Origin of the sequence: Psychrobacter immobilis, from assembly GCF_904846225.1 — a bacterium.
Lineage (GTDB): Bacteria > Pseudomonadota > Gammaproteobacteria > Pseudomonadales > Moraxellaceae > Psychrobacter > Psychrobacter immobilis_F.
This window is the reverse complement of sequence record NZ_CAJGZJ010000011.1, coordinates 38708-62701: the sequence shown is the minus strand read 5'-3', so window position 1 is coordinate 62701 and position 23994 is coordinate 38708. Positions and strand designations below refer to the sequence as shown.

The 23994-nt window shown below is 42.4% G+C and carries 21 protein-coding genes and 1 pseudogene; 9 read left to right on the top strand and 13 right to left on the bottom strand.

Annotated elements, in window-relative coordinates:
* Positions 1-294: 294 nt before the first annotated feature.
* The gene (locus JMX48_RS08910) at positions 295-1863 is read left to right on the top strand and encodes an FAD-dependent oxidoreductase (protein WP_201536828.1); all 1569 of its coding nucleotides are present in this window, start codon (positions 295-297) and stop codon (positions 1861-1863) included.
* Between the two features lie 508 nt (positions 1864-2371).
* On the opposite strand, the gene JMX48_RS08905 is transcribed toward JMX48_RS08910, so the two are convergent.
* Entirely contained in the window at positions 2372-3055 is a 684-nt protein-coding gene (locus JMX48_RS08905; RefSeq protein WP_201536825.1) for a TIGR00730 family Rossman fold protein, read from the bottom strand.
* A 305-nt stretch (positions 3056-3360) separates the two neighbouring features.
* Here JMX48_RS08905 and JMX48_RS08900 point away from each other — a divergent pair, with 305 nt between their 5' ends.
* Positions 3361-4311, top strand: coding sequence for an alpha/beta fold hydrolase (locus JMX48_RS08900; protein WP_265088777.1), 951 nt, complete (start codon positions 3361-3363; stop codon positions 4309-4311).
* A 96-nt stretch (positions 4312-4407) separates the two neighbouring features.
* Here JMX48_RS08900 and JMX48_RS08895 read toward each other — a convergent pair whose 3' ends face one another.
* A complete protein-coding gene (locus JMX48_RS08895; protein WP_201536823.1) occupies positions 4408-5103 on the bottom strand; it encodes a putative quorum-sensing-regulated virulence factor in 696 nt (231 codons plus the stop codon).
* Between the two features lie 168 nt (positions 5104-5271).
* Here JMX48_RS08895 and JMX48_RS08890 point away from each other — a divergent pair, with 168 nt between their 5' ends.
* Positions 5272-5862, top strand: coding sequence for a M23 family metallopeptidase (locus JMX48_RS08890; protein WP_201536821.1), 591 nt, complete (start codon positions 5272-5274; stop codon positions 5860-5862).
* Positions 5863-6046: 184 nt separating this feature from the next.
* On the opposite strand, the gene phoR is transcribed toward JMX48_RS08890, so the two are convergent.
* The 3 genes from phoR to dtd form a co-directional block, all read right to left on the bottom strand.
* Positions 6047-7153, bottom strand: coding sequence for a phosphate regulon sensor histidine kinase PhoR (phoR, locus tag JMX48_RS08885; RefSeq protein ID WP_227687961.1), 1107 nt, complete (start codon positions 7151-7153; stop codon positions 6047-6049).
* Between the two features lie 124 nt (positions 7154-7277).
* The gene (gene phoB / locus JMX48_RS08880; RefSeq protein WP_201536819.1) at positions 7278-7982 is read right to left on the bottom strand and encodes a phosphate regulon transcriptional regulator PhoB; all 705 of its coding nucleotides are present in this window, start codon (positions 7980-7982) and stop codon (positions 7278-7280) included.
* A gap of 110 nt (positions 7983-8092) precedes the next feature.
* Positions 8093-8545 carry a D-aminoacyl-tRNA deacylase gene (gene dtd / locus JMX48_RS08875; protein WP_201536817.1) on the bottom strand — a complete coding sequence of 151 codons (453 nt, stop codon included), beginning with the start codon at positions 8543-8545 and terminating at the stop codon, positions 8093-8095.
* Positions 8546-8673: 128 nt separating this feature from the next.
* Here dtd and asd point away from each other — a divergent pair, with 128 nt between their 5' ends.
* Positions 8674-9516: an archaetidylserine decarboxylase gene (gene asd, locus JMX48_RS08870; RefSeq protein ID WP_201536815.1), complete on the top strand. Its 843-nt coding sequence runs from the start codon at positions 8674-8676 to the stop codon at positions 9514-9516.
* 150 nt (positions 9517-9666) lie between these two features.
* On the opposite strand, the gene JMX48_RS08865 is transcribed toward asd, so the two are convergent.
* The 7 genes from JMX48_RS08865 to fadB all read right to left on the bottom strand — a co-directional run bounded on the left by JMX48_RS08865 (position 9667) and on the right by fadB (position 17585).
* A complete protein-coding gene (locus JMX48_RS08865) occupies positions 9667-10200 on the bottom strand; it encodes a DUF1287 domain-containing protein (protein ID WP_227687960.1) in 534 nt (177 codons plus the stop codon).
* A 179-nt stretch (positions 10201-10379) separates the two neighbouring features.
* A complete protein-coding gene (locus JMX48_RS08860; RefSeq protein WP_201536810.1) occupies positions 10380-11009 on the bottom strand; it encodes an HD domain-containing protein in 630 nt (209 codons plus the stop codon).
* A 299-nt stretch (positions 11010-11308) separates the two neighbouring features.
* Entirely contained in the window at positions 11309-11884 is a 576-nt protein-coding gene (locus JMX48_RS08855; RefSeq protein ID WP_201536807.1) for an isochorismatase family protein, read from the bottom strand.
* Positions 11885-12033: 149 nt separating this feature from the next.
* Positions 12034-12726 (bottom strand): DUF6977 family protein, encoded by a 693-nt coding sequence (locus JMX48_RS08850; RefSeq protein WP_201536804.1) that lies wholly within the window; start codon positions 12724-12726, stop codon positions 12034-12036.
* A complete protein-coding gene (locus JMX48_RS08845) occupies positions 12719-13795 on the bottom strand; it encodes a DarT ssDNA thymidine ADP-ribosyltransferase family protein (RefSeq protein WP_201536801.1) in 1077 nt (358 codons plus the stop codon). Before JMX48_RS08845 ends, JMX48_RS08850 begins: the two co-directional genes overlap by 8 nt.
* A 212-nt stretch (positions 13796-14007) precedes the next feature.
* Positions 14008-15180: an acetyl-CoA C-acyltransferase FadA gene (gene fadA / locus JMX48_RS08840; protein WP_201536799.1), complete on the bottom strand. Its 1173-nt coding sequence runs from the start codon at positions 15178-15180 to the stop codon at positions 14008-14010.
* A 245-nt stretch (positions 15181-15425) separates the two neighbouring features.
* A complete protein-coding gene (gene fadB, locus JMX48_RS08835; protein ID WP_201536797.1) occupies positions 15426-17585 on the bottom strand; it encodes a fatty acid oxidation complex subunit alpha FadB in 2160 nt (719 codons plus the stop codon).
* Positions 17586-18306: 721 nt separating this feature from the next.
* On the opposite strand from fadB, the gene JMX48_RS08830 reads away from it, so the two are divergent.
* The 5 genes and pseudogenes from JMX48_RS08830 (at position 18307) to JMX48_RS08810 (ending at position 22897) form a co-directional block, all read left to right on the top strand.
* Positions 18307-19350 (top strand): polyprenyl synthetase family protein, encoded by a 1044-nt coding sequence (locus JMX48_RS08830; RefSeq protein ID WP_201536795.1) that lies wholly within the window; start codon positions 18307-18309, stop codon positions 19348-19350.
* Positions 19351-19518: 168 nt separating this feature from the next.
* Positions 19519-19899, top strand: a pseudogene (locus JMX48_RS08825) (diacylglycerol kinase); the annotation flags it as partial.
* 31 nt (positions 19900-19930) lie between these two features.
* Entirely contained in the window at positions 19931-20815 is an 885-nt protein-coding gene (locus tag JMX48_RS08820) for a DUF72 domain-containing protein (RefSeq protein WP_227687959.1), read from the top strand.
* Between the two features lie 37 nt (positions 20816-20852).
* Positions 20853-22022 carry a metal-dependent hydrolase gene (locus tag JMX48_RS08815; protein ID WP_201536792.1) on the top strand — a complete coding sequence of 390 codons (1170 nt, stop codon included), beginning with the start codon at positions 20853-20855 and terminating at the stop codon, positions 22020-22022.
* A gap of 68 nt (positions 22023-22090) precedes the next feature.
* Positions 22091-22897, top strand: coding sequence for an HNH endonuclease (locus tag JMX48_RS08810; protein ID WP_201536789.1), 807 nt, complete (start codon positions 22091-22093; stop codon positions 22895-22897).
* 121 nt (positions 22898-23018) lie between these two features.
* Here JMX48_RS08810 and JMX48_RS08805 read toward each other — a convergent pair whose 3' ends face one another.
* Complete coding sequence (locus tag JMX48_RS08805; RefSeq protein WP_201536786.1) at positions 23019-23648, bottom strand: superoxide dismutase; 630 nt, start codon at positions 23646-23648, stop codon at positions 23019-23021.
* Between the last annotated feature and the right edge of the window lie 346 nt (positions 23649-23994).

The window sequence follows — 23994 nt, the reverse complement described above, 5'->3', positions numbered from 1 at the left end:
ATTATGCTTACAACTATTTGACACTCGTAAACTGACGGTTTTTCATTGACAAAACTCATGCATGCACTTACGTATTTGTCATTATGTTGGTTAAATTTTTTTGTAGAATACCACTATAGAAATTAAGAATGACTACACAATCTAAAATGTATTCATAGCAACCTAGTATAGGTATTGAACTTGACTACCTTTGCACTCATATCGACAAATATAAGATATTTAATGAGTAAATATATTTAATGATTACGCCAAGCATGAGCTATCGTAAATGCGATTAAGGATACAACAACGACAATGACTGACTATTTGACTAAACCACAAGTTCCTTCTACCAAACGTGTTGGCATTCTCGGTGGTGGTACAGCAGGGGCAACCATTGCTATTCGCCTAGCCGCGCTAGGACTTGAAACTTATTTATTTGAGAAAAAGAAATCTCTGATTGATGGGCCACCGATGTGTCATTTGCATGCAGGCGGTAATTTATATCGTGAAATTCCTGATGAGGACTGCGTGGCACTGCTCAAACAATGTATCGATATCTTGCGCCTTTATCCTTATACCATCGATGTACGTCCAACCGTATTTGCCGTCCCGACCCGTGATGAAGGGTTGCCTGAAGATTTGCTACCACGCCTCGATATATTGACGGATGCTTATCGTGAACTGATTGCTGAAGATGCCCAAAATAAAGTATTGGGCGAGCCTGAAGATTATTATCAATTATACAGTCATGAGCAGTTGATTGAATTGGCTGAGCGTGAACAGGTGGCTGTGCCAAGTACCGTTGATGAATGGATGATACCCGTCGCAAAATATTTGGACCTAAATAAAGTCAGATTTCCGCTGATTGTGGTGCAAGAATATGGCTGGAATATTTTTCGTTTGGCGGCCTCTGCCCAATTGGCGTTACAAGGTTATGAGCATGCGCATGTCTTTACGGATACTGAAGTTAAGCAAGTCATGCCTGTCGATTGCGAAAACTGCTCAAACGCTGACCATCATGTGACCAAATGGCGCATCGATTATAAGCAAGCTGCCAGTTCTAAAATTGAGCCTGAACTTGAATCGACGGCTGAGTCCATCGAGGTCGATTACCTAATCAATGCTTGTGGCTTTCGAACGGGCGTAATCGATGATATGGTCGGCGTAAAGGTCACACGTATGGTTGAGTTTAAGTCCTCTTATATCACACGTTGGAACGAAACTGGCGGACAGATACCAGAGATTATTGTCTACGGCGATCGCGGAACACCAGAAGGTATGGCACAGCTCACACCTTATCCAGGTGGTTATTTTCAAATACATGGTATGAGTAAATTCATTACTCTGTTCGATGATGGATTGGTCGCATCTAATAAAGACAGCGCCCAACCTGAATTACCGCAAAAATACGTACACTATATTGAAGACGGCTGGGATAAAGCACCACTGCAAGCGCGCAGCCAGCAAGCCATTGATTATATAGCGGAGTTTGTGCCGACATTTCATAGTGCGCGTACCGTTGGTAATGCTCTATATGGCGGGCAGCAAATTCCCGGTCAAGACGATACCTTGCGGGTCGCTGATGTAAGCTTATATTCAAACATACGCTATGCCCGTGCTGAGAATGTTAAAGCATCCTCGACGCTAATCGCTGCTGATCAAATTGTGGATGAGTTGACTGAGCTTGGTTTGATTGATAATGACACGCAAGCCAACCAACAACGTTATGCTCATGAATGGTCTTATTTGATGCACAACGATAGTTTGTCTATTGATAAAGTCGCGCGGGTATTGGCTGAACAACGCGGTTTTCCGCTGGCGATGGCTGATGTGAATCACGGTATTGACGAGCTCGCTTTAGACAAAGCTGTCTCTAGATAAATGATAGCTTCCTAGGGCGTGTCCTCAATCTGAAAATGGTGATAAAAATAAGATAAATGGCAGCCAAACAAGGAAAATAGTGCAGATAATATCGAGATATTGACTAGCTATTTGACGTAGTTTGGCAAGATTTAGCTATTTTTAGCCCATTTAGTCGCTTTTGTTCAGATTGAGGACACGCCCTAATATAAATCCTTTGAGTAACGACTAAATCTTGATATGAATAAAGCACAAAAGGGAGGCCTTAACCAATGATTGGTTAAGGCCTCCCTTTTTTATTGCTATCGTCAAAATACTTTAAAAACGCTACGGTACTGCTGGAATCCATGTTTTTTAATGAGTGTTTTGCAGCCTCTGTCTGTGCAGGCACAGCAAGCCAGAAAAATTGATACTAGCAGTGAGTAATGTATCGATATTACTTTTTTCTGACTATATTAACCGCGTTGTTATAGCATTGATTTCAGAACGACACAGTGGTCTGTATAACTGGTTACGTCATGGAGAGAGATTAGCTTTCACTACCAGCCATTTTTTTGGTATCAACCGCATCCTCTATCTTCACAACGGTCTTTAGCACATCAATGGCTTCAGCAATCGTATTACATACGACCAAACGCTCAAGGTCTTCTTGTTTCATAAAACCCTGATCAGCAGTGTATTTTAAATGCTCAATCATACGATCATAAAAACCATTAATGTTTAAAATAATCATTGGCTTTTCGTGTTGATACAGTTGACGCCATGTGGCGATTTCCATAATTTCTTCTAGCGTCCCAAGCCCGCCCGGCAAGGTAATAAACGCATCGGCATACTCTGCCATGACTGTTTTGCGCGTGTGCATGGTATCGGTCAAATGCAGGCGGGTCAGCTGTGCATGAGCGATTTCATGCTTGAGCATAAAGGTTGGAATAACGCCCACCGCCTCGGCACCAGCTTTGATCACCTCATCTGCGACTGCACCCATGAGACCAATACTAGCACCACCATAGACCAGCCCCATGCCATTCTCTGCTAAAGCATTGCCTAGCTCGCGTGCTGCCTGCTCATACACCTCACTACTACCCAAACGCGAACCGCAGTAAACAGCGACCAGCGGCATCGACAATGTAGATTTGTCCACGGCTTTTTCGATATTGGTGATGTCTTTGCTAGTGATTACGTCATAAGTGTCATCGTTGATTTTCATTTGCATATAGCTTCCTTAATTTTTATATCAGTTTTTATTGAGTGCTTGTTATTAGAGGAGGTCGCATACCGACACCCTTAATTAATATTATCGTGTATATGATTCATGAGACAATCTCAGCCAATCTATACAAAACTTATAAGTCATCTTTGAGCGCCTGTCTCGCTAGTATTTATCTTAACATAAGCAATGCTACCACATAGTCACAACGATTTATCACTACGCAATGACTACATGTTAAAGATGCGTATTTATGGCTCATCGCCGTTCAATAATCATTATCTACTAATAAAAAACATTGAGATATAACCATGAATACTCACCATACTGCTGCTACCACAGAACTGCCAAACATTATGATTAATAATAGTGTTCTCGATAACGATGACACTGTCGATAAGTATGCCATCAGTATCATGACCGATCGCAATCAGGTATTGGCAGCGACGGTTTATCGCCCTAAAGATGAGACAAAAAAAGCGATTATGATCGCACCAGCTACAGGGATTAAACGCCATTTTTACCATAACTTTGCGACGTATTTGGCAGAGAGTGGCTTTGGTGTGCTGACCTTTGATAACGAAGGTATCGGTGAGTCGCTATCGACTGAACTGGCAAAATGCGATGCCTCTCTGATAAGTTGGGGTCGCCATGACATGCCTGCCGTACTGGATGCTCTACAGGACGAGTTTCCTGATGCGTCTTATCATCTCGTCGGCCATAGCGCAGGTGGCCAGCTTATGGGTTTGATGCCAAATTATCAGGCGATTACTTCAGTATTCAATGTCGCGTGCTCTTCAGGCCGTATCAAAAATATGGGCATGCCTTATAAACTCAAAGCAATGGGATTTATGGATGCGTTTATCCCACTCGCTAACTTGACGCTGGGCTACACGCCTTCCGATAAAATCGGCATGGGCGAGCCACTGCCGCGCGGTGTTGCTCGTCAATGGCGTGAGTGGTGCAATGGCGCAGGCTATATCAAAACGGCATTTGGCAAAAGCATACACACGCATTTTTATGATGCGCTAAGCATGCAAGCATTGTGGCTCGGCTTTAGCGATGATGATATCGCCAATAGCGAAAACATGGACGACATGATACGGGTATTTACGAAAATGCCAGTCGAAAAGCGATTTTTGAATCCTGAAGATTTCGGACTAAATCATATTGGCCACATGCGTTATTTTAGCAGTAAGACCAATGTCAAAGCGCCACAGTTATGGCAGATGGCAGTCGACTGGTTTCATAAGCAGGGATAGATTAATTTTTGCTTTAATCGCAAATGAGCCTAGAGCGTGTCTTCATTTTTATTATCATTTAGATATGGCCGTTTTAAAAATGAGCACACGCCCTCGTTATTCTTTTGCTTCTTCTGCCTTAACACGCTTCGTCAATGCTGAATAGAGCGACGGCTGCATGTTATGAATATTGCCTATCATCCATTTAACATAGCTGATGGGCACTTCTTTGATTGGCGTGCCTTTGTGCTTGCCAAATGGCATCTTACTCACAGGATTCGCTGTATTAGAGACCGCATGCGCCGCCGCAAAATCGGTCGGGGCAATCTCTAAACGCTCACAACAGGCTTGATAAAGCAGATAACACATCCGTGCATCGCCTAACGCATCATGAGCGGCAACCGTCATCCTGCTCGCCTCGCCTGTGCCCAATAATTGCTCGATACATTTGGACTGACCATACGCACTCCATTCTGGAAAAGCGACGCGCGCAAGTCTCACGGTGCAAATTAGCTTCGCAGATGGACTACCAATCACGCGCCAATCAAAGCGTACATTATGACCAATCAAATACTCTGGTAATTCAAATTGTTCTAATTCAAAACGCTCAAGCCCCGCGACATCCTCATCGGTAATACCATGCACCCTGATAACAATCGGTGATATCGAGCGCCCACTGTTGAAATACTTCATCCATTCAAATCCGGTTGCCACATTGATGGTAGCAACTTGGATAGGCCGTGGATCGCGCCCTTGATCGGTTTCGGTATCGATAACCAGCGCCGTGTCAGCACTATTAAAAACATCAGTCATAAAGAATGAACCATAATAAATAGCAGCCATCGTATTTTAAAATTGTATTTCAAAAGAAGTATTATATTTATGGGGTTAAAATGCTTATATAACAATGCTATACATACGTTAATCAATAAGAACCGTACAATATTAATGAAAGCAATAAAAGATAAATAAGAGGCATTGATGCGACCGAATGAAAATAAGCAGCCACCGAACCCAGCATTTTTAAGTCGCATACTAAAAGTGTTGATTAAGGTAGTGGTGCTAATAGCACTTTTATTCGTATTCGATAAGCTCTTGCCAAGCATCAGCCAGCAAACACAGTCTTTTGTGATGGCAAAATGGCAACAAATGAGCCTATTGCAACAAGAGTTACCGACAGAAAACAGCTTGCCCAGTCCGCTACCAGAACAAGGTTTGACTGATACATGGGGCGCTGCACGTAGTCAAGGTCGCTCACATGAAGGGATTGATATTTTTGCCCCGCGAGGCACGCCTATACAATCAACGACGCAAGGCATCGTCAGAAAAGTTGGTGAGAATAACTTGGGTGGTCGCGTGGTAGTGGTCGTTGGACCAGGTGGCGCAGGACACTACTATGCGCATTTAGAGGATTATGCCGACATTTCACCCAATGACTGGGTTAACGCTGGCGATATCATCGGTTATGTGGGTGACAGTGGCAACGCCAAAGGCACACCGCCACATGTGCATTATGGCATCTATATCAATGGCAGCGCCGTTAATCCGTACCCACTTTTGCAAAAAAACTAACGTTTGCAACGACTTACTTATCATATAGTCGATTCACTTTAAATCCGATACAGTGTTGCTGGGATATGTCTTTTGCAGCCTCTGTCGCGCTTGCGAACAGCACGCCAGAAAAATTTATCCCAGCAGCACGTGGCTACTGACGTATCGTTTTTATTTTGAACTGACTATAATAAGAAAGCATTTTTTAGCATTTATCCGTCGATGTAGATCGAACATAAGCCGCTGGAAACACCATACTAAATGTCGATCCCACGCCTTCTACTGAATCGATTTTTAAGTTGGCCTCATGTTGATACAAAACATGTTTCACAATGGCTAGCCCCAACCCTGTACCACCTGTGGCACGACTGCGCCCTTTATCAATGCGATAAAAACGCTCAGTCAAACGTGCAATATGCTGCGGTGCAATGCCAATGCCATTGTCTTCGACAGCAAATCGGCAACCTTCTGATGTTCTGGTCCAGCTAATGGCTATATTGCCGCCTTTTGGTGTGTATTTAATGGCATTAATCACCAAATTGGATAACGCGCTATTTAGGTACATCTCTGAACCATATAGCCCATCATACGTGTCTATCTGTAAGTGAATGGTATGTTTGTATTCATGATTATAGGCTTGCGCATCATCATAAATATTGGTCAACAACTTGGTCATATCAATATAATGTAACTCGTGTGACTCTTCAATTTCGATCTTAGACAGCAGCAATAAGTCATTCACGATTCTATTCATGCGAGCGGTCTGCTGAGTCATCAGCTCAAACCCTCGTCGCCAATGCGGCGGCATATCTGGCTGATCGGAGAAATTCTCCAGATAACCTGTCATCACTGTCAATGGTGTGCGTAATTCGTGCGAGACATTGGCCACAAAGTCGCGACGCATCTCTTCTAATTGCTGCAAGCGAGTCACATCATAAATAATTAAGAGCTTCTCGTCACCGAAAGGCGTGATCTCACACCTCAGATAACGCTTAGGACCTTGCCATGACTCTATATGCACACCATCGTTAGATGTCGTGGTTGCCTGATAGTATTGACGAAACTCAGGGGCACTAATGAAATCAAAAATATGCTTGCCTTTATCGTCTGACTGTAAGATTAATAAGTCTTGCGCGGCCTGATTCCACCACTCCAAATCACCCTCTTCATTTAGCAAAATCACGGCATCTCGTAGTGCTCGTAAGGCGCTTCGGATTTTTTGCAATTGATCGGTTGCATGCTGGTGAGAGATTGGCTCTAATTGATTCTGTTGACCTTGTAGATCATTTGCCATTGGCATTATTGTGCTCATTCATCATCCTTACCACTATTCGCTGTGTTATGTTAGGTTGCGACTATCATGAGACTTCTTATAGTGATTTACTTAAAATAACTTACTTGTAAATAATTTTTTATAATCAGTTACTTATAATTAATTACGTTGGTTCAATAAGACTAGAAAATCGATAGCCTGTACCTCGAACGGTTTGTATCAACGTATCACAGCCATAAGGGCGTAATAATGTACGCAAACGCTTAATATGTACGTCAATAGTTCTGTCTTCAATATAAACGTTGCCGCCCCATACTTGGTCTAGCAGCTGTGTCCGAGTATAAGCACGCTCTGGATGACTCATAAAAAACGCCAACAAACGATACTCAGTGGGCCCCGTCTCAATGACTTTACCATTTGCGGTCACGCGCTGACTCTTTGGATCCAAGCTTAGCTTTCCTACTTCAATCGGTTTATCGCTACTGAGCGCATTACTACGACGCAGCACCGCTTTGATTCTTGATATCAATTCACGGGTAGAAAAAGGCTTGGTCATATAATCGTCAGCACCCGCATCAAGGCCATGAACCTTACTGTCCTCTTCACTTTTGGCCGTCAGCATGATGACTGGTATCTCAGAAAGCAAATCGTCGTTTTTGAGCATACGGCAAAAATCAACGCCGCTTTTCTCTCCAGGTAGCATCCAATCCAATAAAATCAGTGCTGGCCTGTGATCGACTACTTGTTGATGCGCCTCTGACACGTCAGCTGCCTGCAAGCTATCAAACCCGGCCATCTCTAGTGTCATTACCACCATCTCACGAATGGCAGGTTCATCCTCAACAATCAAAATTTGCTCATTATACATATAGCATTCTCAATGTTAGCGTACAAAGTTTAGCAGGTACAGGGCCAGTAATATTCGCCAGTTTCTACCTATTAGACGTATTAATTATGACAGCTTAATGACAGACCCTTTTATACTTCTAATAAAAAGTTTAACGGTCCATCATTAACGCTTTCAACTTGCATATTTGCACCAAATTGACCAGTAGCAACGTTGGGATGTTGGGTCTTTGCATAATCGACCAATTGTGCGAACAGTGCTTGCGCCGCCTCAGGTGCCATCGCGCCACCAAAGTCAGGACGACGGCCTTTGTCTGTTTTTGCCATCAGGGTAAATTGGGATACCAATAACAATCCGCCACCAACCTGCTGGACACTTTTATCCAGTTTACCAAGCTTATTAGGATCGTCCGTATTTTCAAAAATGCGATAATTCAGAATTTTATCAATCATACGCTGTGGTGTTTGTAGAGTATCATCGTGCCCCAAGCCAATGTAGGCCAACACGCCATTCTCAATATTACCCACACAATGCTCATCGACGGTGACACTAGCACAGCGTACTCGTTGTATAATTGCTTTCATTTACGGCCTTCTTTATTTATAAATGGCTTACAGATTATGCTCATACAACACCCTGCTGTCCATGATAAAATACCGCTACTCACTTGCCTATTAATTATTACATCGAACTTTATTTTGGTAGCCTTATTATGAATGTATTTACCACCTTGCAACAGCTTGTCCCGCAGCAGCAGCTGAGTAAAGTCGCTGGGCGTTTGGCCGCCAGCCGCCACCCTTATGTCAAACGCACTTTTATTCGTAGCTTTGCCAAAGCCTACAATGTCAGTCTGGATGAGTATGAACGCCAAAGCCTGAACGCTTATGAGAGCTTCAATGACTTTTTTACGCGTGAGCTAAAACACGATGCACGTCCTATCGATACCACGGCTGACGGCATTGTCAGTCCTGCTGATGGCATTATCTCTCAACTAGGACAGATTGACGACCATAAAGTGCTGCAAGCAAAAGGTCGCTATTATGATGTTGGGCAACTACTGGCTGATAGCGAAGATGGTCGTTATTTTGCCGATGGCAGTTTTGCGACCGTTTATCTAGCACCAAGCAATTATCATCGTGTCCATATGCCATTTGCGGGCACATTGACCAAGACTCGTTATGTGCCCGGTACGCTGTTTTCTGTTAATACCACGACGGCCGCTAATGTACCCGACTTATTTGCGCGTAATGAGCGACTGGTTTGTATGTTTGATACCAAATATGGCAAAGCGGCTGTGGTGATGGTTGGCGCGATGATTGTCGCTGGTATCGAAACTGTCGCTACCGGAAAAATCATGCGCACTGACGATATTCAGGAAGCCGATCACGACATGAGCTTTGAAAAAGGTGACGAGCTTGGACGTTTTTATTTGGGTTCAACAGCGATTGTCGTGTTACCAAAAGCGGCCAAAGCAGATTGGCAAGACAGCATGCAAGCCAATAGCATTGTCAAAATGGGACAGTTATTGGGTGAGGCGAATGCTCAAGAATCTTAATTTTTAAGACACTCATAACCATAAAAGCCCAGTTAAGCGTCATCATTGACGCTTAACTGGGCTTTTTAGTGGCTCTCATTTCGTATTGCTTGTTTTTACGACTGATTGCTTAGTTTTACGACTGCGGGCGACCTTGTCTAAAAGGCGTTATCAATACCGAAAATGCATGTGTATGGGATAACTATAAAGGATATTTTCTTCCTGTGTACCCTGTCCAATATTATGAATAATCAGCGGCGTATCATCATCAGCATTGTTATCTGAGACAATACCCATATGTGGCAGATCGCCATCTGGCAAGCGCCACGTCACAATATCACCAGCTTGAAAGCTGTCTTTGTCAGTCGTAGATAACGTGGTTCCTTGACGCGAAAAAAACGTTTCTAGATTGGGCACACGTCGATGGTCGATATTTTTATCCGTTGATTTGAGTCCCCAAATCTTCGGATAGGCCGACCAATTTTCTTTCATGTCATGATTGACCAACTGCTGCAAATCCACATTTTGCAAACGATAAGCACGAATAATGACATCAGTACAGATACCAGTATCTATCGGTACGTCGCCACGTGGAAACTCTAATTTACGATAAGTAGGATCATAGCTGACCGTCACACCGATCTGTTTTTTAGCATCGTGTGCCAATTTACTGCCATCACTAATAGGAGCTACGGCTTGAGCCATTTGTGCTAATCCTAGCATGCTGACAAGGGCTAGCGATTTGCACAATGTTTTATGGTTTCTAAATAAGCGCATGTAGCCTCTCTTTTGTTATTGACCTCATTGTGTAATATAAAGGTTTTAGACAACGTTAACCATTGCGAGTCAGTAACAAGGCGCGACTAACCAACGCTTGTATCAAATCATGCATCAATCAGCCACCCTTGTTTGGTCGCAAAATCAATTTGCTGTGTCTGCCAATCATGGATGGTCGGAAAGCTGTCTTTAATGAATGCCAGTGCCCCTGCCACTTGCGAGCGCGTGACCCCACCATCAATCCACGTTTTTCCCTCAGTTTTTAGATTGAGTAAAAACGGCAATAAACGATCCACCACTTTTAGCAGCTCAGTTTCTTTGCTGCTGCCCGTTTCTTGCTCTTCCCAAATCTCAGTTAGATTAGTAATACCATTACCACGCTCTGCTTGTAATCGAGCAATGCCCGCGCGCTCTTCGATGTGCGCCTTGCTACGACTACTGGCAAATAAAAACGTATCGCCAGCATCAATCTCACCCAAATCGTGTATCAACGCCAATTTGAGCAATTTTTCATAATTGACATCCAGTGCAAATAATTCAGCAATTGACCAACAAGCCATCGCTAAATGCCAAGAATGTTCGGCGGAGTTTTCTAACCGTGTGGTATTCGTCACGTAGCTGCGGCGATTGACGCGTTTAAGCGCGTCCAACTCTAACAAAAAATGAGTAACGTCATCGATATCGACAGTTGAAGCGAGCGTTGGATTGGTCAATGACATAGAATTGATTGAGGACATATTTCTCTCTACTTAAAAGCAAAATAGCGCTTATATTCACAAGCGCTATCTCTATTAGAATGGTTAGTAAATGGTTCGTTTAGCAGTATGTAGATGTGTTAATTAACTAATTGACTCATGGTTATTAGGGCGTGTCTTCAATCTGAAAATGGTGATAAAAATAAGATAAGTGGCAGCCAAACAAGGAAAATAGCGCAGACAATATCGAGATATTGACCAGCTATTTGACATAGTTTGGCAAGATTTAGCTATTTTTAGCCCATTTAGTCGCTTTCGTTCAGATTGAGGATACGCCCTAGCTACTTAATCAAATTACTAATGGTTTTAAAAGCAGGGTCTTCGCTACTTCGGCATAACTCAAACAAAATAGTTTCGACAGTCGTAATCACCCCACCTGCACGGCGTATACGGCGAATGGCTTGTTTTTTGTCATAAGGAAAACGCGAGCCGACTGCATCGCCAATAATGACTGGTTGCATACCATTATCCAGCAAATCAAGCGCGGTTTGTAGCACGCAAACGTGCGCCTCAACACCGAATAACAAGATAGTGCTACGATTTTGCTGCGCTAAATAATGCCATGCCTCATTATTATCACAGGCGCTAAAAGTCACTTTTTCAAAGCCTTTTGCGTTATCGCCTTCTAGTATGTCACGTATCTCAGGCAACGTATCGCCTAACCCTTTCTTATACTGCTCATTGAGCATAATGGGAATGTTTAACGCTTGCAAACCTTTGATAAGCGTGACGGTTTTTTTTAAGATATTTTCATGGTCATAAATGTGCGGCGTTAAGCGTTCTTGCAAGTCGATAATCATTGCTTGCGTATTTTCGCGAGCGATACGATAGGTGCGATCGGTAATCATAGTAGACATAGTACACTCCTTGTACGACGGGCCTCATCAATAAAGGCAATTTTGATTTTATCACTGATACGATTATGGTTCGTCTGGCTCTTATTTAGTCATAATTTAATGGGTGCGTCAATGGAGATAATTTTTAATAACAATTACTTTGAGCAAACTTACTCAAATAAATCTCGTGTCTCACCTTTATTGTTTTTCACGCGACTGACTAGCTCTAGAAACTTATCTCTTTTAGGAATACTATCCTCCTCTTTTAGGATATTATTTCTTCTAAATGATACGTATAAGGCAATAGCATTTGCCTGACAACTGAAGGATTTTTTCGGGTTGAATTCAATATCTGTAAAAGCATCATACTCTAAAATTCGATTTTTCAGATCACCATTTAAGTTCAAAACATTCAAATATAGCCAGTTATAGAAAGCGGTTTTTGGCTCAATATCCCATCTATCATTTCTGTGCTCAAAGGCAATAACATCACCTGAAAACTTTAGTCTTTCATCTCTTTTCGCTTCTAATGGACTTTTATATCTTATATCATCATAAGGACCACCTTGCTCGAACACTTTTGACGACTGATAAAGACTTTCAACACTAGCTTTATGGCCGTTAAGAAGCTCAATTTGAAGGTTAAAAGCACTGAGCATAATACCCAATTCAGACTCAGATTTAGATGATATTTCTAAAACCTTTTTGCTAGGATATTTTTCTATAAACGCCTGATGTAAAGCTTCAACTGACTTTTTCTTTTGTGCCACACTAAACCCAGGGAACCATTCAAAATCTAAATTATCAATGATAACTAGCTCGTCTTTTGAATCACCAGGCATAAACACTGGACGATTAGCCATCTCTATATCTCCTTTGATCGAATACGATATCATTCTCAGTAACTTTATACCCAAGCTTTCTAACCCAGTTTAGACTTTCATCTTGATGATTAGTATATATCTCTTCAATGAAATCTACTGGAATATTACCTAGGTATAATATTTCGGCTTGGTTGTCGTAAGTATAAGTTGGTAATGCCCTACCTATTGGTGACTCAAACATATCTAAAAAAGCATTAAATGTCATCCTTTCTTCAATAGACAGATTCCTCATCTTATTAGATGCTGCGTTTGTATGACAAAAAACTGCTTTATTAAGATAATTAAAATCTTTAATTCCATTTGATATGCATTGCTCTCTACCGTATATAAGCGAGGGTGAAATTTTAAGCACCACCCAATCATCATCACTAGTTTGTTTTCTATATTTATAGAACATCTTAAAATTTGGATGGCTAAATGATAATGAAATAGAGTCTAAAACTCCATCCAGCCTCATCTGATCATTAAACGCATATCTAAGATTCATATCATTAAGGTTTGTTCTTGTTAAAATCCCATATTCTAATATAGATGATAGGTTTGACTTGTGAGTAAAATGATATATAGAATCAATATTCTTACACTTACTACTATCAAAGATAGTCGCGCTAACAATATTTTGCCATATAGAACTATAAGAAATTTTGTCAAGATTCGAGAATCTAAAATTAAAGTATTGATCAACACATTGTAAGTCTGGATAACCTCTTTTACCTGCAAGGTAGAAACGTATCTTTAAAAAATCAACTAAGTAGCTGTCAACCTCTCCTGCATACTTATTAACATCTTCAATACTGACTGTATCATTGGAAACTTTAGCTAGTTTGTCATCTATGACTTCAAATTCTAAAAAGGTATCAATATCTATAATGTTATGATTCTTAGACTTAAGTTCAATTGGTCTTTGTACTATCTGTTGATAACTTATTCCTTTAAGAAGCTCCTCTATATCCTCATCAAGTTTATTAGCTTCCCTAATCTTTTCTTCTTCAGCATTTTTTATTGTTTGGTCTACAACTTCCTCAAATTGCTTTGAAAGTTTAGACATCTTTATTTGGAGAACCTTCCTTCCCTTAATTAATCTTCTTACATCTTCAGTTTTTGAGGCTGAAGTAAATAACCATACTATAAATATGAAAAGAAATAATATAAGGAATCCCATGAAGTCGCTCCCCACCTGTAACCATAAAAAATGCCTCTAACATTACGCTAGAGGCATTCGGTTTACAAGATATTCAGAAAAAAGTTTACTTAATTCGATTAAACACGCTCAATAATGGTCGCGATACCTTGACCAAGACCGATACACATAGTAGCTAGACCGATTTCAGTATCCATCTGCTCCATCGCATTTAGCAATGTCACCGTAATACGAGCGCCAGAACATCCTAGTGGATGACCTAAAGCAATCGCGCCACCGTTGATATTGACGATGTCTTGCTTATCGGTTAAGTTCAGTGCTTTTAGTACCGACAAACCTTGTGCTGCAAACGCTTCGTTTAGCTCGATGGTTTGCATGTCATCGATGCTCATGCCAGCACGCTTAAGGGCTTTGTTGGTAGCTGGTACAGGACCGTAACCCATGATAGCCGCATCACAACCAGCAATGGCCATGCTACGAATGCGAGCGCGAGGTTTAAGGCCTAACTCTTTGGCTTTTTGTGCGCTCATGATTAGCATTGCTGCCGCACCGTCAGACAGTGCAGATGACGTTGCAGCAGTGACCGTACCGCCTTTTGGATCAAAGGCTGGACGTAGCTTTTGCATTTGCTCCATGGTCGCATCTGGACGAATCACTTCATCAACGGTACATAGTTGTAAGCGACCAGCGGCATCATGACCTTCGATACCGATGATTTCATTGTCAAAACGACCTTCAGTGGTCGCAGCCCATGCACGGCGATGTGATTCAAGACCAAAAGCGTCTTGCTCTTCGCGCGTGATGTTATTCATACGACCCAGCATTTCAGCGGTCAAGCCCATCATGTTTGAAGCTTTTGCATAGTGCTTTGATGCTTCAGGATTGAGATCAATGCCATGCATCATGCCGACGTGGCCCATGTGCTCGACACCACCGATGATGAAAACCTCACCTTGATTGGTCATGATTTGGGCAGCGGCAGTGTGTAGCGCCTGCATAGATGAACCACATAGACGGTTCACGGTTTGACCACCCGCAGTCTTTGGAATACCAGCCAGCAGACCAATGTTGCGACCAATGTTCATACCTTGCTCTAGTGTCTGGTTCACACAGCCCCAGATGATGTCTTCTACATCACGTGGGTCAAAGTCGTTACGCTCAACCAAGGCACGTACTAGCTCAGCTGATAAGCTATCAGCGCGAACGTGGCGGAACATACCGTTTTTAGTTTTACCCATCGCTGAGCGTACGCCATCTACGATAACCACGTCTTTTGGACTTAAAATTGTCATACTATCTTCCTTTTCAATTTTTATTGTCAGTGTAGTCAGCTCATTTTAATACTAGTCAATGATCAATTTCGCTAAAAGTACAATAGGTACTTATGCGCTCGATTTCATGCACTAGCAATCAATTGAACCAACTAAAATCGTACGTCTGCTATTAGAGAATATTGCCATTAAAGAGTATAAATAACTCAATTGCTCTCGCCTTCAACAGCACACATACGGCACTTCATCCTATTAATGACTGCCCATTACGCCGTGGCGTAAAAGGTCTCGCCTGCTGCTGCCATGTCGCGAATCTTTTGCGGGGCTTCATAAGCTTTGCCAAGGTGCGCGTATTTTTCACACAATGCCAAGTAGTTATCTAGACCCATTTGGTCGATATAACGGCAAGGGCCACCGCGGAATGGCGGGAAGCCAACGCCCATAATCATCGCCATGTCAGCCTCAGATGGCGTGCTGACGATATTGTCTTCTAGGCAGCGCACTGTCTCATTACAGAAAGCCAGCATGGTGCGGTCAATAATAGCTTGATCGTCAAAGGTTTGCTTATCGCTATCAGTGATGGTTTTTAGCAGCTCATAAGTCGCTTCATCAGCAACTTTCTTTGGCTTTCCGCGCTTGTCCATTTCATACTTATAGAAACCAACGCCGTTTTTCTGACCTAAGCGCTTGTTTTCATATAAAAGCTCAATAGCACCTTTATACTCAGGCTTCATACGATCAGGATAACCGTCTGCCATCACTTCTGCGCCGTGTACGCCCGTGTCTAAACCAACCACGTCGATTAGATAAGCGGGACCCATTGGCCAGCCGAATTTTTCCATGACTTTATCGACATTAGCAAAATCAGCACCTTGTTTAAGTAGCAAATCAAACGCGCCGAAGTATGGGAACAACACACGGTTGACAAGGAAACCTGGGCAGTCATTGACCACAACGGGCACTTTGCCCATTTTTGAGGCCAGCGCAACCGTAGTCGCAATCGCTTCTTCAGATGATTTTTCACCGCGGATAACTTCAACCAATGGCATACGATGTACAGGATTGAAGAAATGCATACCAACGAAGTTTTCTGGACGCTTAAGCGCTTCTGCTAAGAAAGTAATAGAAATCGTTGAGGTGTTTGACGCTAGGATGCAATCGTCTTTGACTAAGCCCTCGACCTCGGCAAGTACCGCACGCTTCACTTTTGGATTTTCTACCACGGCTTCGATGACGATATCAGTCTCGCTAAAATCACCATAGTTTAGCGTTGGACGTATACGGCTTAGGGTTTCACCCATTTTTGCTGGGGTCATTTTGCTGCGTTCGACCATTTTAGCCAGTAACTTGCTGGCCTCATTCATACCAAGATCTAATTGCTCAGACTTGATATCTTTCATGATGATTGGCAAGCCTTTGCTGGCTGCCTGATAAGCGATGCCGCCGCCCATGATGCCGGCGCCGAGTACTGCCGCTTCATTGATTTCGTGTGCTTGCTTGCTGTGTTGCTTCGCTAACTTTTTAACCAATTGATCGTTTAAGAATAAACCAACCAAGCTTTCTGCTTGTGGCGTTTTCGCGGCTTTAGCGAAATAAGTCGCCTCAATCTCAATTGCTTTATCACGTGGTAGATTGACATGTTTTTCGATTGCTTCAATCGCAAGTGCTGGTGCTGGATACTGCTTAGGATTGGCTTTGGCAAAGATCATACCTTTTGCGCTGTTAAATGCCATCGCTTGCTCAAGCTGATTTAATTTAACAGGATTGAGTTTCTCTTCACGCTTCGCTTGCCAATCAAGCTCACCTGAGATACATTTTTTGACCAAGTCAATCGCAGCATCTTGCAAATCATCCGCCGATACAGTCGCATCAACTAGACCAAGTTTAAGGGCATCAAGTGCTTTCTTTGGTGTGCCTGTTGCAATTAATTCGAGCGCATTATCGATACCAATGACGCGCGTACTACGAACCGTACCGCCAAAACCTGGGAAAATACCCAATTGGGTTTCTGGTAGACCGATGATCGCTTTGTCACTCATGACACGGTATTCACAAACCAGAGTCATTTCACAACCACCGCCCATCGCCGCGCCATTGATGGCAGCTACTTTTGGAAATGGTAAATCTTCAAAACGATTAAAGTCATGATTAATACTAATAACCCAGTCTTTGATCTCGCTTTCTGACTTTTTAAAAGAAGCGACAAATTCTGTGATATCCGCGCCAGCGATGAAAACGCCTTTTCCTGAGGTGACAATAAGACCTTTGACATCAGTGGCTTTTTCTAATGCGCTTACAGCTTCACCAAACTGCTTATTGGTTTCAGTATCAAACTTGTTCACGCTCTCGTTTTCGGCGTTGTACTGCATATTGGCGATGCCATCCTCTAGCATTGTCACCGTGATGCGATTTCCTTGGTATACCATTTGGAACTCCTTTCTATGTTTTAAAGCGATGTTGTGATAAAAACGATGTTTTAAAAATCAGATGATACGGGTAATGATGTTTATTTAAGACGTATTAAGTAATTCTGTAACGATATTGTTATTATCCAGCGCGCAGTGAGATGGCGCTTTCTTATTATATAAATAATATAGACAATTTTATTTTTGCTTAAATTTAAAGCCGATCTTGCCTAATAATGCCAAAAGTCACTTTAAAAGAGGCTTCGTATCGATTTTGATTCCGTAAATATTCAATATTAACGTCAGCAGACTATTCTTACTCAATTAGTGTAGGGGATTATGCCCCTAACTGTCACAAGCTAATGCCATACTCGCAAGTCACTCTTAAATCACCTGTAGGCATTTACCTTATGCGCAAAGTGCTTTAGTGAATGATTGTATACTGAGTTGTCATTTTGAGTTTATTTCGTACTACCTGCCTGCACTGTACACCATCTCAAGGATGATAAACTGTTGATATAGTCGTATTAATATGACTCACTTAGCTTGCTCCTTTATCAAACCATATTCAACCAGTGAGTTAAATCACCAATACGTAACGAAGGCTTGTTGTAGCATTTCATGTCGTTTTTTACATTGAACAGCAAAAAATAATTCATGGATCATACGCGCAGCATCAGGAATATAATCTATCATGCTACACTAACGATATTTCTATTATTCACCTATAAATGGTTGGGTTATGACTGTTTCTTTTACGCCAAGCTTTATGTCTTTTGCTAGCTTTGATAGCGACACCGAGCAATTTCACAGCGCCGTACGTGCGCAACTCGCACAAGATATCGAGGTGCTGTTTGCTTATGCCGAGCTGCCAAGTCCACTGATTGATGCGTGCCGCTATGTAATGACTGGTCAAGGCAAATTGGTACGTCCGTTGTTGGTCGCCAGCGCCTTTGCCAGTGTTAATGATTATCGTGATAAAAACAGCCGTCAGAGCATTAATGAAGACACGGATAAAAATAATGATTTAGAGTCTCTATTAGAAAGCGACTCAGATTATGATATGTGTCGCCGTGCAGCATTGGCGGTCGAGTTGCTGCATACTTACTCATTGGTGCATGATGACTTACCCTGCATGGACGATGATGCGCTGCGCCGTGGTCAGCCAACGGCTCATATCGCTTTTGATGAAGCGACCGCCCTGCTCGCAGGCGATGTGTTGCAGACATTAGCCTTTGAGGTATTGACCGCAGAGCTGCCGACCTTTGCGCCTTTTGACACAGACATTGCCAGCCAGCTCGTCGCGATATTTGCGCCACGTGCGCGGCGTATGGTGTCTGGTCAGATGTTAGATCTCAATGCTGAAGCCAGCAACGACATCTCACAAAGCGATTTGGAAGCCATTCACCGTGATAAAACGGGCGCATTGATCGAAGCGGCGATGTTGATGGGCGGTATCTGTGCGGGTGCAACGGCTCCGCAGCGCATGGCGTTGCAAGACTGCGCCCAGCATATTGGTCTGGCCTTTCAAGTCCAAGACGATGTGCTGGACGTCACGATGACGACTGATATGCTTGGCAAACCTGCGGGCAGCGATGAAAAATTAGACAAGTCTACCTATGTAAAACTAATGGGTGTTGAGAGTGCAACGGCTTATGCACAATCATTATTCAATGACGGACGCGCCGCTATCATTCGCGAACTGAGTGGTCTTGAGCTTGACGACGATAAAGAGAATAATGCGCTATTGGCTCTCATCGAGTGGCTGTGGTCTAGACAAAAGTAAGTTTATGCGTGCTAAACTGTTCGTTACTCTACAACGATGATTAAGACTTATATGAGCGACCTTAAACAGCCTAATCCTGATAAACAGCCGATTTCTCAATCGTCTAAACAGCACAATCATCATGACCATGCGGCTCATACGCCAGATTCGGGAACGGAAACTGCTTAAAGCTTCGCTGATACTGCAAAAGGCAAAGCAGGCTTTGGGCGAATCGTTAAAGCGGCTGGCTACTCTGCCGATGGCTTTATGGCAGCCTATAAAAATGAAGCCGCTTTTCGACAAGCATTTTGGCTCAATTTAGTCCTGCTCATTGCGCTCGTATTCCTCCCTTTGACCATGACTATAAAAATGATCCTGCTTATCGCCTCTTTTTTATCTATCATCGTTGAGTTGTTTAATACAGGACTTGAAGCAAGTATCGACCACACTTCAACTACGCAGCATCCATTAGCAAAAATAGGCAAAGATGTTGGCTCTGCCGCCCAGTTTTTGGCACTGACCTTATTGTTTATTTTATGGCTTATGGCTTTATCTACTTTGCTCTTTTAACCTCAAGTTTTACCTGATAAGGCATTCATTTATGGTCAATGATAGTTCTGAGACTTCTAACTCCTTAAATCAGGCTGCTACTATCAGTAATTCCACTGATTCCTCCAATCCTTTACCAAAAATATACCTCGGCACTGGCGGCTATAGTGATACTGATTTGCTCGGTACGCTGTATCCTACTGGCACCAAAAAGACGGACTTCTTACGTGAGTACGCCAAACAATATGGCGCGGTCGAGATAAACAGCACATTCTATGCACCTATCGGCCAAAAAGCCTTTGCGGGTATGGTCGATAAAGCCTATGTGCAAACAGATAGCCAATTAAAATTTGCCGTCAAACTACACCAAGACTTCACTCATGCACGTAAAGGTACAAGCGATCATGCACAAGCGTTTCTGAAGGCGCTAACGCCACTCATCGAAGCCGACGCTCTAGCCCCATTATTACTGCAATTTCCGCATGGTTTTGATCGTACTCGCGAGCATCGTCTTTATTTGGCCAATCTGGTTAGTTGGTTTCAAGACTATCCATTGGCGGTCGAGTTTCGTCATAATGGCTGGCACACCCCGCAAGTGGTCGATAGCTTTATCGAGCAAGGTCTGATTTGGTGTAGCGTTGATTACCCTAAAGTCAGCGGACTGCCACCGTCAAGATTGATATTTACTGAACGTACTGGCTATCTGCGCATGCATGGTAATAATCTAAACTGGTGGGATGCGATGAGCGCCGCTGATCGTCATGATTATCGCTATAGCGAGGCGGAGATGCAGGATTGGGCGCAAGCGATTGCCAATCAGCGTCAGCATTTCGATACGCTGTATATTTTCTTTCAAAATACCGTCAATGCGCATGCGTATTATAATATTGCGATGCTCAGAGAAGCGTTAACTACTCATAACTTTAACGTATTATAATCAATCTAAACCCAACCCTTAAATTAATAAGAGCGCTATGGATTCACTCAGTCAAATCGTCTTAGGTGCTAGCGTCCAAGGGTCAATACTTGGTAAATATCAAGGCCGCAAAGCTTATCTGTATGGGGCAATACTTGGCACTATCCCTGATTTAGATGTGCTTTTACATTACGGTGATCCAGTCAGCAATATGACCTATCATCGAGGCTTTAGCCATTCACTGTTTGTATTAACTGCATTAGGCTTAGGCGGTGCGTGGCTGCTTAGTCGATATCATCAATGGCGTAATATGCCACTGCCTTACTCTTTTAGGCGCTTAGCGTTTGCCATGACATTGGCACTGACGACGCATCCGATATTAGACAGCTTTACGGTCTACGGTACGCAGCTATTTTGGCCATTACAAGAGCCACTACAGATGACGCCTATCAGCATCGCATCAATGTTTATCATCGACCCGCTTTATACTATACCCTTGCTTATCGCTATGATTGTGGGACTAATAAAAGGTCGCAATCTATCCCTATTTAAAACAGGACTCTTTGCCGACTGCCAACGCTTTGCGATGTGGATGCTCATCGTTAGCAGTAGCTATCTATTACTGTCAGTAGGATTAAAATACTACGCGCAAAGTCAAGCCGAGCAAACTTTAGCAGCTGCTGGTATAGACAATATCGTCCGTATCAAAACCATACCAGTGCTTCCCACTATTCTGATGTGGCGAACGCTCGCAGAAGATAATCAGCATCAGCTGATTGAGCTAAGAGGTAGCACGTTAGATAAGCGCCTTCCCGAATATCGCTATTTGACTCAATATAAGGATTCAAAAGCGCTTAACGCAAGTTTGCCGCAGTCCAGCCAGCCTTATGCTACAAGACTCGATTGGTTCTCCGGTGATTGGACAGGTTATCGGATGCAAAAACCTAATAGCGACTCTAATCAAGACTCTGCTCAAAATAATGAGCAGACCACGCAACTCGTCGTTGATGATCTGCGTATGATGGCGGGCGATACGGCTTTCTTTAGTTTTGTATTGGCGATTAAAGATAATGACAGTTTGCAATGGCGAGGGATTATCCCAACGGATGCGCCAGTAATTACTATTGATAATCAGCCAGCACCGTCGCGTATTGAACTGATCAAGCAAGGATTTAAAAGAGTGTTTGATGAGTCGGTTGTGGATGAGGGTTGGGAGTTGGTTGATTGAAATTGATAGCAGCAATTTTGCGTGAGATGAGTTATATATACACATAGTTTTTGAATATAGGGCTAATTATGTTTGCAATAATAACTGAAAATGATGAGTCTGCTTGGGCTGATGAAACCGGAATCCTTTACCACTTTCCTAAAAGATATTTAAAATATCTGGAGCCAGGCACTAATATTATTTACTACAAAGGAGGTCTCAAAAATAAATCCTTCTCGAAAAATAGACTATCCGACGCCCCTCACTATTTCGGTATTGGTAAAATCAGCAAAACTTATCCAGATAAGGAAAGTAGTAAAAACGACTTTTTTGCTACTATTACTGATTTTATACCCTTTGAAGAAGCAGTTTTAGCAAAGGATGATGCGAAGTATATAGAAACAATTCCCGAGTCGAGAAAATCCAACTATTGGCGCGATGGGGTAAGGGCTATCGATGAAGATACTTACCACCTTATTACCTCTAAAGTCAGATCTAATAAAGTTTCAGAGCAAAAGACGGCTTACATCTCAGATGAAGTCACAGAAAGCTATCAAGATTCGCTTGAGTCTTTCAGTGAAGGTACACAATCAAAACGTTATGTAACTACATACGAAAGAAATCCTAAATACAGAAAGCAAGCGATTGCCATTCACGGTAACTCTTGTGCTGCTTGCGAATTTAACTTTGGCAAGTTTTATGGAGAATATGCTGAAGGATTTATTCATGTTCATCATATAGTTCCTGTATCAGAATTTGAAACACCCAAAGCAATAGATCCAGAAACCGACTTAATCCCTCTGTGCGCAAATTGCCACTCTGTCGTCCATAGAAAGAAAGACAAGACATTATCAATTCTTGAAATAAGAAATTTAATAGCTAATAATTCTAAGTAGAAAGTATAAGTGGTCATTGTAAAATAGAATTGCACTGATTCTTTTAGAACACAAAAGATAGCAAAAAAAAGGACACCTCGCGGCGTCCTTTTTTATCAATCAAAACCTTAAGTCTTAAAGATTACTCTTCAACACCAGCATCTTGACCTTTATATTTTGCGTTGGCGTAGTCCCAGTTCACTAGTTTGTCTAGGAACGTGTCGACGTAATCAGGACGACGGTTACGATAATCGACATAGTACGCATGTTCCCATACATCACAAGTCAATACTGCTACTTGGTCGTGTGCCAATGGTGTATCAGCATTTGCTGTTTTGGCGATAGACAGTTTGCCACCGATTTTGTCAGCGACTAGCCATGCCCAACCTGAACCGAATTGCGTCAATGCTGCGTTTTTGAACTCTTCACGGAACTTGTCATAGCTACCGAAATCTTCTTCGATTTTAGCTTTCAAGTCACCAGTAGGTTCGCCGCCGCCATTGGTTGGCGTCATGCAGTTCCAATAGAACGTGTGGTTCCATACTTGGGCTGCTTGGTTAAACATACCTTGCTTGCTGTCATCTTTAGACGTCGCTTCGATGATTTCTGGCAATGTTTTGTCTTCTAGACCAGAACCTGGTAGCAAATCATTTAACTTAGTCACATATGCATTGTGATGCTTGTCATGATGGTATTCTAGCGTCTCAGCACTGATATGTGGCTCAAGCGCGTCTTTTGCATAGGGTAGGTCTGGTAAAGTAATATTTGACATAATTATTTTATCCTTGCTGGTTTAGCCATTAGTATTAGGTATAGCATAAAAGCGACACTATAAATTATTGGACTAAATTGGCTTAGTTTATTGTTAGTGAGATTTATTACTCGATATGATTCACATATTGCTGTGAATCTATAGAACTTCTAAATGTTAAGACTATCTTAAGCAAGCAAGACTCAATCGTTGTTCTACCATCTAGCACCAAGTTATTGACTTAAAAGTCATTATTGGCGTTTAAAAGTATTATTAACTTTAAGTTTACAATCTATAAGATATAATTCACTGTAACTTGCCGCCTATTATAGCAACAGTGACGGCAAATATCAGTTACCAAATGTTA

What these genes read in the sequence shown, in the direction of transcription:
- asd (WP_201536815.1), top strand. Translation starts at nt 8,674, where the DNA reads ATGAATGTATTTACCACCTTGCAACAGCTTGTCCCGCAGCAGCAGCTG.
- JMX48_RS08845 (WP_201536801.1), bottom strand. Translation starts at nt 13,795, where the DNA reads ATGTCTAAACTTTCAAAGCAATTTGAGGAAGTTGTAGACCAAACAATA.
- phoR (WP_227687961.1), bottom strand. Translation starts at nt 7,153, where the DNA reads ATGAGCACAATAATGCCAATGGCAAATGATCTACAAGGTCAACAGAAT.
- JMX48_RS08815 (WP_201536792.1), top strand. Translation starts at nt 20,853, where the DNA reads ATGGATTCACTCAGTCAAATCGTCTTAGGTGCTAGCGTCCAAGGGTCA.
- JMX48_RS08805 (WP_201536786.1), bottom strand. Translation starts at nt 23,648, where the DNA reads ATGTCAAATATTACTTTACCAGACCTACCCTATGCAAAAGACGCGCTT.
- phoB (WP_201536819.1), bottom strand. Translation starts at nt 7,982, where the DNA reads ATGTATAATGAGCAAATTTTGATTGTTGAGGATGAACCTGCCATTCGT.
- fadB (WP_201536797.1), bottom strand. Translation starts at nt 17,585, where the DNA reads ATGGTATACCAAGGAAATCGCATCACGGTGACAATGCTAGAGGATGGC.
- JMX48_RS08900 (WP_265088777.1), top strand. Translation starts at nt 3,361, where the DNA reads ATGAATACTCACCATACTGCTGCTACCACAGAACTGCCAAACATTATG.
- JMX48_RS08895 (WP_201536823.1), bottom strand. Translation starts at nt 5,103, where the DNA reads ATGACTGATGTTTTTAATAGTGCTGACACGGCGCTGGTTATCGATACC.
- fadA (WP_201536799.1), bottom strand. Translation starts at nt 15,180, where the DNA reads ATGACAATTTTAAGTCCAAAAGACGTGGTTATCGTAGATGGCGTACGC.
- JMX48_RS08905 (WP_201536825.1), bottom strand. Translation starts at nt 3,055, where the DNA reads ATGCAAATGAAAATCAACGATGACACTTATGACGTAATCACTAGCAAA.
- JMX48_RS08860 (WP_201536810.1), bottom strand. Translation starts at nt 11,009, where the DNA reads ATGTCCTCAATCAATTCTATGTCATTGACCAATCCAACGCTCGCTTCA.
- JMX48_RS08820 (WP_227687959.1), top strand. Translation starts at nt 19,931, where the DNA reads ATGGTCAATGATAGTTCTGAGACTTCTAACTCCTTAAATCAGGCTGCT.
- JMX48_RS08890 (WP_201536821.1), top strand. Translation starts at nt 5,272, where the DNA reads ATGCGACCGAATGAAAATAAGCAGCCACCGAACCCAGCATTTTTAAGT.
- JMX48_RS08855 (WP_201536807.1), bottom strand. Translation starts at nt 11,884, where the DNA reads ATGTCTACTATGATTACCGATCGCACCTATCGTATCGCTCGCGAAAAT.
- JMX48_RS08850 (WP_201536804.1), bottom strand. Translation starts at nt 12,726, where the DNA reads ATGGCTAATCGTCCAGTGTTTATGCCTGGTGATTCAAAAGACGAGCTA.
- JMX48_RS08865 (WP_227687960.1), bottom strand. Translation starts at nt 10,200, where the DNA reads ATGGCTCAAGCCGTAGCTCCTATTAGTGATGGCAGTAAATTGGCACAC.
- dtd (WP_201536817.1), bottom strand. Translation starts at nt 8,545, where the DNA reads ATGAAAGCAATTATACAACGAGTACGCTGTGCTAGTGTCACCGTCGAT.
- JMX48_RS08910 (WP_201536828.1), top strand. Translation starts at nt 295, where the DNA reads ATGACTGACTATTTGACTAAACCACAAGTTCCTTCTACCAAACGTGTT.
- JMX48_RS08830 (WP_201536795.1), top strand. Translation starts at nt 18,307, where the DNA reads ATGACTGTTTCTTTTACGCCAAGCTTTATGTCTTTTGCTAGCTTTGAT.
- JMX48_RS08810 (WP_201536789.1), top strand. Translation starts at nt 22,091, where the DNA reads ATGTTTGCAATAATAACTGAAAATGATGAGTCTGCTTGGGCTGATGAA.